This is a genomic window from Aquimarina sp. Aq78, assembly GCF_900299525.1.
In the GTDB taxonomy this organism is placed as follows: Bacteria; Bacteroidota; Bacteroidia; order Flavobacteriales; family Flavobacteriaceae; genus Aquimarina.
The window spans coordinates 141397-153657 of the sequence record NZ_OMKA01000007.1 but is presented as its reverse complement, the minus strand read 5'-3'; the positions used below and the strand labels follow the sequence as shown (position 1 = coordinate 153657).

Annotated in this window: 13 protein-coding genes; 12 read left to right on the top strand and 1 reads right to left on the bottom strand. The window is 31.1% G+C overall.

All coding sequences use genetic code 11. The features are described from left to right. Positions 1-154 precede the first annotated feature (154 nt). A complete protein-coding gene (locus tag DG435_RS08995; RefSeq protein WP_106793281.1) occupies positions 155-808 on the top strand; it encodes an OmpW family protein in 654 nt (217 codons plus the stop codon). A gap of 92 nt (positions 809-900) precedes the next feature. Here the strand turns inward: DG435_RS08995 and DG435_RS08990 are convergent, their stop codons facing one another. Next, positions 901-1236 (bottom strand): single-stranded DNA-binding protein, encoded by a 336-nt coding sequence (locus DG435_RS08990; protein ID WP_106793280.1) that lies wholly within the window; start codon positions 1234-1236, stop codon positions 901-903. Positions 1237-1585: 349 nt separating this feature from the next. Between DG435_RS08990 and DG435_RS08985 the strand changes: the two genes are divergently transcribed. From DG435_RS08985 to DG435_RS08935, 11 genes are all read left to right on the top strand, one after another. Further along, positions 1586-1999, top strand: a complete 414-nt coding sequence (locus DG435_RS08985; protein WP_106793279.1) for a hypothetical protein — start codon at positions 1586-1588, stop codon at positions 1997-1999. Between the two features lie 184 nt (positions 2000-2183). Then, positions 2184-3518 (top strand): hypothetical protein, encoded by a 1335-nt coding sequence (locus DG435_RS08980; RefSeq protein ID WP_106793278.1) that lies wholly within the window; start codon positions 2184-2186, stop codon positions 3516-3518. Positions 3519-3645: 127 nt separating this feature from the next. Continuing rightward, complete coding sequence (locus DG435_RS08975) at positions 3646-4260, top strand: hypothetical protein (protein WP_159025634.1); 615 nt, start codon at positions 3646-3648, stop codon at positions 4258-4260. A gap of 170 nt (positions 4261-4430) precedes the next feature. Then, the gene (locus DG435_RS08970; protein WP_106793276.1) at positions 4431-4889 is read left to right on the top strand and encodes a hypothetical protein; all 459 of its coding nucleotides are present in this window, start codon (positions 4431-4433) and stop codon (positions 4887-4889) included. A 149-nt stretch (positions 4890-5038) separates the two neighbouring features. Further along, positions 5039-5572: a hypothetical protein gene (locus tag DG435_RS08965; protein ID WP_106793275.1), complete on the top strand. Its 534-nt coding sequence runs from the start codon at positions 5039-5041 to the stop codon at positions 5570-5572. 237 nt (positions 5573-5809) lie between these two features. Then, positions 5810-7027 carry a serine hydrolase gene (locus DG435_RS08960; RefSeq protein ID WP_106793274.1) on the top strand — a complete coding sequence of 406 codons (1218 nt, stop codon included), beginning with the start codon at positions 5810-5812 and terminating at the stop codon, positions 7025-7027. Between the two features lie 230 nt (positions 7028-7257). Further along, positions 7258-8376, top strand: a complete 1119-nt coding sequence (locus DG435_RS08955) for a serine hydrolase (protein WP_106793273.1) — start codon at positions 7258-7260, stop codon at positions 8374-8376. 89 nt (positions 8377-8465) lie between these two features. Continuing rightward, complete coding sequence (locus DG435_RS08950) at positions 8466-9932, top strand: serine hydrolase domain-containing protein (protein ID WP_106793272.1); 1467 nt, start codon at positions 8466-8468, stop codon at positions 9930-9932. Positions 9933-10056: 124 nt separating this feature from the next. Continuing rightward, a complete protein-coding gene (locus DG435_RS08945) occupies positions 10057-11481 on the top strand; it encodes a GyrI-like domain-containing protein (protein WP_159025633.1) in 1425 nt (474 codons plus the stop codon). 68 nt (positions 11482-11549) lie between these two features. Continuing rightward, positions 11550-11765: a hypothetical protein gene (locus DG435_RS08940; protein ID WP_106793270.1), complete on the top strand. Its 216-nt coding sequence runs from the start codon at positions 11550-11552 to the stop codon at positions 11763-11765. Continuing rightward, complete coding sequence (locus DG435_RS08935; protein WP_106793269.1) at positions 11762-12205, top strand: GNAT family N-acetyltransferase; 444 nt, start codon at positions 11762-11764, stop codon at positions 12203-12205. Before DG435_RS08940 ends, DG435_RS08935 begins: the two co-directional genes overlap by 4 nt. Positions 12206-12261: the final 56 nt, after the last annotated feature.

Sequence of the window (12261 nt, the reverse complement as noted above, 5' to 3'; positions counted from 1 at the left end):
TTATTCTTTTTGTTAGTGGTAATATGTTGATTTTTAAGTGTATAAAAACAACTTTTTTTAAGGTATGAGAGGTCTAATCCAAGGAATGATAAAAGTCATATTTAGCCCTTTTTCTTGTCGATATTTTTGTTACATAATTCAAAATTCTTTCAAGATGAAAAATGTAATAATTACTGTATTGGTTGTACTATTAGGAGTGACTAATTTTGCGTATGCGCAAGAAGAATCAAATGATAATGCTGATTTTAGCAAATGGCAAATCAGACTAAGAGGAATCGTTGTATCACCAGATGAAAGTGCTGCAATAGAAGCCATAGGAGGTGACGTAGATATTTCTACAGCTGTTGTACCAGAATTAGATATTACTTATTTCTTTACCGAAAACTGGTCTGCAGAATTAATTTTAGCAACGACAAAACATGATGTGAAAGCTGTGGGTACTGCTGCAGGAAACATAGATTTAGGAGATGTGTGGTTATTGCCTCCTACTTTACTTGGGCAATATCATTTTACTGGCGGTAATTTTGTTCCTTACCTTGGTGCTGGGCTTAATCTAACTCTTTTTTATGGAGTCGATGAAGGACCTGTGGCAGATGATGTAGATTATGATACTGCTGTAGGTTTTGCTTTTCAGGGTGGTTTTGATTTTATGCTTAATGACAAATGGTTTATAAATGTTGATGTTAAAAAAGTATTTTTAAGTACCGATGCTACGATTAATGCTACAACAGCATTAGGAGCAACTGTAGGAGCAGATGTAGATATTAATCCATGGATATTTGGAGCTGGTATAGGTATTAAATTATAAATAAATACAAGTTATATCGTGTAAAAACCGCTTAACATTTCTGTTAAGCGGTTTTTTGATTAGCTATAATATATACTCAAATAAATTGGGGGCTATTTATTTCCTAACATCAATAGTTCATTACAAACTACTTCTGTGATATATCGTTTTTGACCTTCTTGATCTTCATAGCTACGAGAGGTTAATTTTCCCTGGATAGCGATCTCTTGTCCTTTGTTTACATATTTATCTACGATATCTGCAATTTTACCCCAGGCAATGATATTGTGCCATTGGGTATCTGTGATTTTATCGCCTTCTTTGTTATAATAATGATCGTTTGTTGCAATAGAGAATTTAACGAGTTTTTTACCAGATTCAAGACTTACGATTTCTGGTTCTTGTCCTAAGTTTCCAATCAACTGTACTTTGTTTTTTAGCGTGTTCATAATTTTAATTTTACGTGTTAAACAGTTAATACCTTGCCCTGAATGCGTTTCAGGAATTTTTTAATGAGTATCGAATTTTATAAACTCCTTGTATTGTATAAGAAAAGCTTGTTTTAATTCAATACTGCAAACATAAAGTGAGGCCTCGTCTGGATTCGGTTAGGAAGTGTTTATTTTCGCTTGTAACCGTTTGTAGTCGTTTGAAAGTAAATAAAAATATTGATTATCAGTTATTTGTGATATTTTTTGAAAACTGAATTTTTTATTCTAAAAAGTGTATTTTTAAAACTAATTATAAAAATAAGCACAATAGGTGTGTTTATTTACTTGTTGGCAACAATAAAAAATAATGAAAGTACATTTTCTAATACTTTTTGTTTTTATCCAATTTTCTAGCTTTTCACAAAGTCTTGAGGAAAGAGAAAAAATTACTTCTGAATTCGAAAAATCAGACGATATAAAAATCGAACTCTTTAATATTAAGTTAGCTACGAACAAACTTGACTCTATTCAACTAAATTCGAACTTTCTAAAAAGAAAGAATATTAAGTTTAAAATATTGGCATTTAAGATTTCTGGAATTGATAAAAATGATAAAACTTTATTCTCTATGAAATCTTGGAATAATAAAATTCCAAAAGAATTTAGAATGAAATTAAATGATTGTGTAGAGTGCAAAAGTATTAAAGTGAATAGAATAACAATAAACTGGTTTACTGGGACGTACACTTTGAACTCTAGCCAGATATGGAATATAAAATAATTACTGTTGCCAACAACATATATGTGATCATAGCAGCTAAGGGATGAATCGAATGGTTCGTGTATTTTTGGTAAGGCGCAATGCTTGCAAAAGGGATAAGTTAGCAACCAATGCGCAGTTTTTGTCGAAAACAGGGTAACATTTTGCCCTGCTACGACACATATATTAAACGTTGGGCATAATTATGAACAAACCAATTTCAATCATATTAATCTTTCTTTTCGGAATCCAAATAGCAATTGGACAGGGAAAGAATGAATTTACTGATTGGGACAAAATAGTGATAGGAGATGCATATGGTGGTTGGTCACATTTTGACAATAAATATCAAATCAAAAAAGAAGATTTATTGATTACAGTTATAGATAAACCTTACTCGATACTTAAGAAAGTTGATTCTAAATTAATCCCTGAACTTATCTATTTGCTTAACAATCCTTCAGATTCAAGAAATAACCCTTTGAATTTCTTCGGTAAGGATTCATTGTGGCTTAACCAGAATGCAGAACAACTTTGGGCTAAATATAAAAATAATAGAAAGACCACAAAAGAGATAGATTCAATTGCAATCAATACAATAAAAGACATTAAAAAAGCTAATAGAGTAGCTTGGACAATTCAAGGTTCACATTGGACTGATGACTATCCCATAGTTTATGTTCATTTAATCAAGGAAAATGACACATTATCATTGTCAACAAATGGACAATATCCCTATATGCTTCCTTGGCATTTTAAAAGGCAAAAAATTTATAATCATAGAATTTCAGAATTAATTGCCAATTTATTACCTGACAGCCAACATAGTAATAAAGAAAGATTAAGCGGAAATAACTTTAATTACCATTTGATAAATAAAATTTACAGAGCTTACATTGAGGACAAAGAAAACTACATTCAAGCCAGAAATAAATATTCAAGTACATTTAAGCTATTGGAAAAGGAATTTGAAATTAAAAAGGCAGAGATTACTGATATGTCTTCTATTGAATGGGGAAGAAATTTTGGTAGAACTTGCCTTGAAATGTCTTTAAAAGATCCTACTATTTCAAAGAACATAGAATTTTACACAATTTTTGGAACAAATAAACTATTAAATTCACCCAAAAACATTATTGACAAAAAAGATAAATTAATAGCATTATTAAAAGAAAATCCTATTTATAAATACACATTGGATTGTGACAGTTGTTTAGGAGAAATACATTGGGTTAAATCCCAATCTTTGAGTAAAGAAGCGGAAAAGAATTTTAAGGAAGATTTGACTGATAACGGAATTGACAAGAATAAATACAATGGTAAGTATGGAAATGCAGTTTTCTACGAACTAACAGAGTACCGAAATTCTAAAAGGAGCTTTTCAAGATGGATTTTCCTAAAAGATGGAACTTTGATTTTATGGCAGTTGAGAGGGAATTACTTAATGAATTTACCCGAAAGTTTTGTCGAAAACCAAGGATATATATGCAAAGAAGTTGAACCGAGAAAAATAACTATGCCCAACAATGGCTATAATTAATTGCTTGTTCTCGCCTACTTCTGAAAATCCTCTCGGATTTTCAGCTTGGTGTGTACTTGCAAAGTTGAGTGCTAAACCACGCAACTACTCATAGCCGGAACGTTGTAGCCAATTAAAACGAACCACATTGATAAAAAAGAAAACTCTGATTTGGATAATTGTAATTTGGATTTTAATTACGCTGATTAATTACTATTACACAAATTTTTTCATACTTGCTTTCATTTGGCTCGGAATGAGTTTGATTTTTGGATTTGTAACAATAATTCAAATTACAAAACTGATTAGAGAACGTAAAAACTTGACAATATTTCGAGTTTTAAAAGTAATCGTTTTTGCTCTACTCTTCGTTCTGACTTTCCAACGAAAAATCCCGAACGGAATAATTGAAAAAACGGATTGGACAATTTTGAAAAATAAACGAACTGAAATTGTTGTACAAATTAAGCGGAATGAAATAAAAGGAAAAGGAACAAGCGGAAATGGACTTTTTGAATTACCATTTGAGTTCCCAATAGTTTCAAATGGAGGAAATGATGTTTGGGTATTTAAGAACAAAGAAAATGATTCAGTTACAATTCAATTCTGGGTTTTTAGAAATTTTATCGATTCATCTTCTACTCTTTTTGTTTATTCAGATGATAAAGAAAGAATTGCTGACCTTGAACAAAAAGTAAAAGAGAATCCGAAAAACAATTGGAAACTTGACAAAAACTGGTATCGTATTTATGGTGGATTCTGATAAAATAACTGGCTACAACACGATACATGTAGTCATAGTTGATTGGTCATTAATCGATTGGTTCTTGTATATTTATAATGGCGTAATGCTTGCAAAAAAAAATAGTAATCAATGCGCAGAAAAGGTCGATAGTTAGATAACATTTTGCACAGCTACGACACATACATTAAATGTTACCACATATTAGAAAAAAATTGCGAACTAAATTATTAAACATTGTTTTTTTAATCGGAATTTTGAGCGTTGTGAATGCTCAAGACAACGTGGACAAAAATGAAATAGTTGGATTTGCCTGTTTTTTTGGAGGAAAACCATCAAAAACTGTGGAAAAGTACACTCAGAAACTGAATAGTAAAAATTATAAATGGATTTCAAAACAACTTGAATCTGAAAACAAAGCGGAACAATATATGTCAGTTATTACTCTTGAAAAATTGACTGAACTCAGAAAATATAAACTCAGTGAAACGGAATTGAATTTGATTGCGGAAATAAAAAAGTCAACTAAATTAGTTTCTGTTTGTTCTGGTTGTACTTATTTTCAAAAAGTCGAACTGAAAAATATGTTTACGAAGGAAATGCTGCCAATGGCAAATGACTGGTTGAATTATAATTTTAAAAAAGAATAACAAAAACATGTGGTAACAATACCTATGAGTTTATTGTGGCAAAATCCCTTAGCGGAATTTTACGCACATTTGCTATCTTAGACTTTTTATCCTGAATCGTAATCGAGTGCCATTCCACAACAAACCATAACCGAGACGTTAGCTGTAATATGAAAAAATTCATCATAATTTTATTGACATTAAGTTACAGCTTTGCATTTGGACAAGTTGAAATCCTCTTTTTTGAACAAATAGCGTTTGACTTTTACAAGGACAGTCTATTGACAAAATTCCCAGTAAAAAAGCAAATAAAAGTTCCCAAATATACTTTAAACTTCCACTCCGGTTCATATAAATTTCAAGTAAACGAATGTCTAACAGGGGTGTTATTAGTGGATGGAAAAGAATTGGAAATTTATGGAACCTATGCTCTGGAACAAATGGATTTTGATTCGCCAACTCATGTTATGAATTATGAAAACGTGGATAAAAAACAGTTCAGAATTAAAAAATCAAACAGTAATGGTTATCCTAATTTGAAAATTTCTCAACCTTATCATAAAAAAACTGACTTTGAGAATTTCTATATAATTATCTCGGAAAACTATAAAAGAAAAAATATCACATATTATTTATTAATAGACGCAAAAGGAAAGATAAAAAACTTTTGTAGAAAAGAATCGGATTTGATAATTATACATTAACGATTGAAAAAAATACTACAGCTAACAATGTATAAAAAAACATAGAGCTTTAGGGCTTAATCAAAAGATCTATGTTTATTTGCAAAGTCACCAAATTTTTAATTTGGCTTTTAAAATGAGAAAAATTGAAAACAAAATATAAAAATTTGGCTCAGTGCTAAACCAAAATATAGTGTATTTTTTATACTACGTTTCATACACTGAAGGTTACCCAACAAGCTAAAAAAACAAAGTTTAATGAATAAAACAATCCTAGTCCTCTCAATTTTCATTTTGGTAATTGCTTGCGGACAAAAAAATAACTCTAAGAAAAAGAACACAAAGGACTATTCGGAAATTAAAGATTCATTGACTGCTAATATTAGCAAAATCAACGAGAAAGGAAAAATAGTTGGATTTTCTGTCGCAATGGTAGATTCTACTGGGATTCTCTATAATGAAGGATTTGGTTTGGCAGACTCCACAACCCAAAAACCATATTCGACCCAAACCGTTCAACCCATTGCCTCAATTTCAAAGACCTTGATTGGGCTTTCATTGTTTAAAGCCCAAGAAATGGGCAAACTTAATCTTGATGAACCCATAAATAAATATCTTCCATTTAAAGTATCAAACCCAAACTTTCCAGAGACACCTATTACGATAAGACAATTGGCCATCCACACGTCCTCAATAACCGATTCAGATAGTTTTTGGGAAAGCGATTACATACTTATTGATAAAGACCATAAAAAAGGCACAGGAATACCAGATTATTTCAATGAACCTAAAACCAAAATATCACTTGCCGATTTTTTAAAAAGTTTATTGACCGAAAAAGGCGACCTGAACAATGGCGAAAGTTATTCCGCAAATAAACCGTCTGCAAAATTTGATTATTCAAATGTTGGGTCAAACCTATGTGCACTTGTAATTGAATCGGCAACTGGAATTCCCTATCAAACATTTACCACAAAATACATTCTTGAACCTTTACAAATGAACTCGTCAAGCTGGACTGCTAAATATATCGAATCAAAGAACCGTTCGACATTATATGCAACTAACAAACAAATTATGGCGGATTATACAACGGTAGGATTTCCCGCAAGTGGACTAATTACATCAAGCACCGATTTGGGAAAATATTTGTCTGAGTTAATAAAAGGCTATTCAGGAAACGGAAGTTTATTATCAAAAGAAAGTTATAATGAGATATTTAAAAAGCAATTGATTAAAAGTCAACTCCCAGAAGGAGTTGACGCAAACACGGGTATTTTTATGGATTACTCGAAAAGGGGAATTGGTTATAATGGTTATGACCCAGGTGTTATGGCGTATATGTATTTTAATCCTGAAAGCTTGATTGGTAAAATAGTTTTAATAAACACCGACACGGATTTTGATGAAGAAGTTCGACTGACCTTAGATAAAATTTATAACGTTTTAGGCGAATATGAAACCAAGCTCAAGTGAAAAAGTCAGTTGATGGTTATAGCAAATAGGGCAAAAAGTGCTTAATTTAATGGTTTCGACGTATTTGCCAAGTCCGTCAAATCTTTTGGATTTGGCTTTTAAAATGAAAAAGATAAAAACAAAACAAAAAGCTTTGGCTATCAGCGCAGACGGAAACGAAAAGTTTTCTTGCCTGTACTACTTGCCGTAGCCGAGACGTTATATTCAATTTAAACCAGTTAATACAAGCTATGAGTAAGACTTTATTTACAATTTTGATAATTGTATTAGCTGGATATCATATCCCTTCAAATGCACAGTACCGAGAAGGAAATGATCTTCAAACTATAATTAGTGAATTTGGGAACAAGATTAAAAAAGATGTAGAGGATGATAATGTCAAAGGGAGTATCTCTGCTGTTATAGTAAAAGGAGATCAAATCATTTGGTCAGGTGCTTATGGATTATCAGATATTGATAATAAAACAAAGGCCGATTCTACCACTATTTATCGTACAGGTTCAATCTCTAAATCCTTTACTGCATTTTTAATGATGCAATTGGTTGAAGAAGGAACGATTAAATTAAATGACCCCATAGAGAAGTATCTGCCAGAAATTAAAGAGTTAAAAGGATATTCAAATGCGACTAAAATTACATTTCAAGAACTTGCAAGTAATACCTCTGGATTAATTAAAGAGCCTAAATTAAAAGATGCCGCATCTGGTCCAATTGAAGGTTGGGAAAGTAAGATTTTACAATCAATTCCTAAAACATCGTTCATATCTAAGCCAGGACAAGAATTTAATTATTCTAATATCGGATTTGGGATTTTGGGATTTGCTCTTTCTCGAGCGGCAAATAAGTCATTCATCGAATTGGTTAAAGAGAGAATATTTAAGCCATTAAATATGACCAATAGTTTTTTTGTAGTGCCAGAAAATAGGATGGTTGATCTTGCAAAAGGGATGAAACATGAATCAATCGGTGAAATTAACACCAAATCTGAACTGGAACATATGGGTCGAGGATATAAAGTGCCAAATGGCGGTATTTATTCTACGCCAAATGATTTGGCAAAATTCATTGCCTGTACTATGGGATATAAGGCAATATTAAAACAGGAAAGTTTAGCCACAATGCAAAGCAAGCAAACGCCAGATGGAAAATACGGCCTGGGCTTTTTTCTCTATCAGGATAGCACAATTTCAACGGTTGGACATCCTGGAGCAGTTGCAGGATACAATTGCTCCCTTCTTTTTGAAAAAGAAAGTCAATACGGAGTGATCCTAATGAGAAATTATAATAGAGGATTAACAAACTTAGGTTTGCAATCAAAGATTTTATTACAAAAGCTGAAAAGCCTATAAATAACCGAGCATAACAATTTGGATAATGTATATGCTCTCTTTGGGAAGTAAACTTACAATACAAGAGATGTTAAGCATAATTAGAAAAAATGAAGTACATTCAATTAATATCAATCTTTTCAATCTTATTTTTAGGATGTAATTCATCAAAAAATGTTAGTGAGAATAAAATAAATTCAAATTTCGACATTAAGTTTATCGATTACTTATTTAAAGATTATAGCGGAAGTAAACCAAGCGCAAGTATTATTGTAATAAAAAATGGAGAAATTGAATTTGCAAAAAGTTATGGATACGCAGATTTAGAAAGTAAAATACTCGCAACACCAAAAACAAATTATCGAATTGCTTCAGTCACAAAACAATTTACAGCATTGGCAATAATGATTTTGATAAATCAAAACAAACTATCTTACGAAACAAAACTTACCGATATATTTCCTGAATTCCCTAAATATGGAAAAAATATTACCATAAAACATATTTTGACACACCGTTCTGGTTTAGTAAAATACAATCGTTTTATCGAGAAAAACAGAACAGAACAAATGTTGGACAAAGACGTATTAAACGGACTTTTGAAAACCGATAGCACGTATTTCTATCCCAACACAAAATATGCATATAGTAATACTGGTTATGCTGTTTTGGCTCAAGTCATTGAAAAAATATCTGGAATGTCATTTGCAAAGTTTATGGAAAAGGAAATATTTCAACCATTAAATATGACTAATTCCAGAGTTCTTGAAATAGATAAAGAAATTAAAAATCGAGCTTACGGTTATGTGGTTAAAGACACTACGATAATTGCCAAAGACCAAAGTATGACAAGTGCTATTCAAGGAGATGGCGGCGTTTATTCATCTGTTTTAGACTATTATAAATGGGATAAAGTATTGTATTCGGATAAACTGATTTCACAAACTGAATTAGATAATGCTTTTTACAATTACGATGAAAACGGAAAATCTAATGAAAATGGCTACGGATATGGTTGGATAGTCAATTACGACAAAGGAGTTAAGATTTTGCAACACGGTGGTTCATCAACTGGTTTCGGAAGTCATGTCATTAGAATACCTAGTGAGAATATTTCTGTAGCAATATTTACCAATAGAAATAAAAGAGGACAAGAATTACCAAATAGAGCAAAAGCTTTAATAAGTCATTTTACAGATAGTAAATTTAGAATGCCATTTGAGATAGTTTTAGAAAAGGAAATAGACCAGAATGGAATTACTGACGGAATTGATTTGTACAACAAAATAAAAACAGATACTCTAAATTATAATGTATCGAAAGGGGCACTATTTAATTTCGGAATTAGCTACATTAATGCTAATAAAAAAAATGACGCATTACAACTGTTTTCAGTTTTAGAAAGTGATTATCCGGACTATTTTGGCGGATATTATGGAACGGCTGTAATCTATCAACAAGAAAAGAAGATAGAAAAAGCAATAGAATATTTTGAAAAAACAATTGAACATTGTACCGAAAATGAAAAATGGGCATCAGAGTATTCCCAAAAAATGATTAATGAACTTTCGGAATAAAACTAAACCTGACATAGTATGTAAAAGATAGCTGATGAGTGCTGAGTCGAAAGGTTCGTGCTTATTTATGCTATGTTTCATACACAAACCATTGTGTTTAATTGTATTAAAATCAAGTGAAGAAATGCAATCTGAAATAAGCAAGACAAGTAGAGAATATATCAAACGAATAAACTACGTATTGGATTTCGTTGAAGAGAATCTTGATGCAGATTTATCACTTGAACGGCTATCCGAAAAAGCCAATTATTCATCGTATCATTTTCATAGAGTATTTTCAGCTATTGTAGGTGAAAATTTAAACGAATTCGTCAATAGAAAGCGAATAGAACGTATTGCATCTATCTTGTTAGTGGATAGTAGTAAATCTATAAAGGAACTTGCTTACGGCTATGGTTTTAATAGTGAAAGCTCATTTTCAAGGTCATTTAAAAAATATTATGGTATTAGCCCTACTGCGTTTAAATCGGAAGGAATAAGTGTACTTAGCAAGATTGGTATAGAACCTCTAACAATGGAAAAATACATTTGCAGCATTGATAACATTAAAAAATGGATTGATATGAATGCTCAAATAATGGTAAAAGAATTGCATGAGATAAAACTTGCTGGTATAATGCATATTGGAGAATTTGATAAAATTGGTAATATGTATCAAAGATTAATGGAATGGGGAACTAAAAAAGAAGTATTGAGTGTGTCTGATTTTAAAGCAATTACCGTGTATCACGATAACCCTAATGTGACCCAGACTTCAAAAGTAAGATATAGTGCATGCGTTACCATTAATAAGGATATTGAAGCAGAAGGAGAAATCAGACCACTTGTGATCCAAAAAGGTATTTATGCTATTGGACATTATGAAATTAAAGCAAAAGACTTTTCAAAAGCATGGGAAAGTATTTGTATATGGGTGATAGAGAATGAATATAACTTTAGAGATGGAGATTATTTTGAAGTGTACCATAATGATCATAAAACCCATCCTGAACAAAAATTTATAGTAGACATATGTATCCCTCTTGAAAAAAGTAATAAAATTAAATTTGATAAAAATGATACGACATTAAATAAGGGAAACTTATCCAATTATAGAAAGCAAATCAGTGAAGGACAGATACAAAAGGATTATGGTCAATTGATAAATTACATCAAAGAATTAAGAACTTATTTCCGTAATGAATATGCTTCAGATTTTATAATAGGAAACATTTATCAAGGGAATATGGATTTTTCCTATTTTTCTTTGACTACTCAGGAATTGAAAAAACAAAAATTAAAATTTGTCATAATATTCAATCATAAGATGATGCGATTTGAAATTTGTTTATCGGGTCAAAATAAAAATATTAGGAAGAAATATTGGGAGTTATTTAAAGACAGCAGTTGGGATAAATACCATTTGGCAGAATCAATTGATAGCAGTCTTTCTATTATAGACCATATAATAGTAGAAAAGCTTAATTTTGATAATACAAGTGTCTTAACAAAGCAAATTGAAACCGAATCATTAAAATTCATAAATGAGATTAGAGATATTCTCGAATGATAAAAACGACACTATACGCAGAAGGTTAGCAAATACACAAAAAACAACATTGAGAACAACACAACTAAATGAAAAATCAAAATATATTAGAGATAATAGGATTTATAGTTTTAGCAATCGGAGGAGTTTTATTTCTAATCGACAACTTCTTGAATTTAGAATTCTTAGATCCAATACTAGAATTTAGAGAAATCATTTTATATTTTGGACTTGCGATTTGGGCATTAGGATTGATGCAAAAAGAGAACCTCAAAAGAAAAAACTCAGAAAGAAAAGCAAAATGAAAATATCGATAAGACCGGTAACATTAAGTGAACTGGAGAGAATTTACAAAATTGAGGAAAATGTATTTTCCCCAATGAACTATCCTTTATTTGTAATTAGACAGTATTATGATTTATTTTCAGATTATTTTCTTGTTGCCGAAAATGAAGAAAAGGAAATAGCAGGATATGTTCTTGGAGGAATTAATCCTAAAGAGAAAGTTGGCTGGATACTCGCTCTGGCAACTGAAAAGAAATTTAGAAAACAAGGAATAGGTTTAAAATTAATTTCGACCGTTATTAAAAAAATTAATGAGTTGGATATTAACAGTATTGTTTTGACCACCGAACCAGATAGTCCTGCAGTTGATTTTTATAAAAAAATAGGGTTCGAGATTATTAAAAATGATTCAAACTATTACGGAGGTAATTCACAACGAGTACTAATGGAATTAAAATAAAACAGCACAACATTTGTTAGATTACATAACCTATCTTCCCTGTCACAACGCAAAAT

Coding starts and splice junctions, on each gene's coding strand:
- DG435_RS08960 (WP_106793274.1), top strand. CDS start 5,810: ATGAATAAAACAATCCTAGTCCTCTCAATTTTCATTTTGGTAATTGCT.
- DG435_RS08945 (WP_159025633.1), top strand. CDS start 10,057: ATGCAATCTGAAATAAGCAAGACAAGTAGAGAATATATCAAACGAATA.
- DG435_RS08970 (WP_106793276.1), top strand. CDS start 4,431: ATGTTACCACATATTAGAAAAAAATTGCGAACTAAATTATTAAACATT.
- DG435_RS08985 (WP_106793279.1), top strand. CDS start 1,586: ATGAAAGTACATTTTCTAATACTTTTTGTTTTTATCCAATTTTCTAGC.
- DG435_RS08955 (WP_106793273.1), top strand. CDS start 7,258: ATGAGTAAGACTTTATTTACAATTTTGATAATTGTATTAGCTGGATAT.
- DG435_RS08940 (WP_106793270.1), top strand. CDS start 11,550: ATGAAAAATCAAAATATATTAGAGATAATAGGATTTATAGTTTTAGCA.
- DG435_RS08990 (WP_106793280.1), bottom strand. CDS start 1,236: ATGAACACGCTAAAAAACAAAGTACAGTTGATTGGAAACTTAGGACAA.
- DG435_RS08965 (WP_106793275.1), top strand. CDS start 5,039: ATGAAAAAATTCATCATAATTTTATTGACATTAAGTTACAGCTTTGCA.
- DG435_RS08980 (WP_106793278.1), top strand. CDS start 2,184: ATGAACAAACCAATTTCAATCATATTAATCTTTCTTTTCGGAATCCAA.
- DG435_RS08950 (WP_106793272.1), top strand. CDS start 8,466: ATGAAGTACATTCAATTAATATCAATCTTTTCAATCTTATTTTTAGGA.
- DG435_RS08995 (WP_106793281.1), top strand. CDS start 155: ATGAAAAATGTAATAATTACTGTATTGGTTGTACTATTAGGAGTGACT.
- DG435_RS08935 (WP_106793269.1), top strand. CDS start 11,762: ATGAAAATATCGATAAGACCGGTAACATTAAGTGAACTGGAGAGAATT.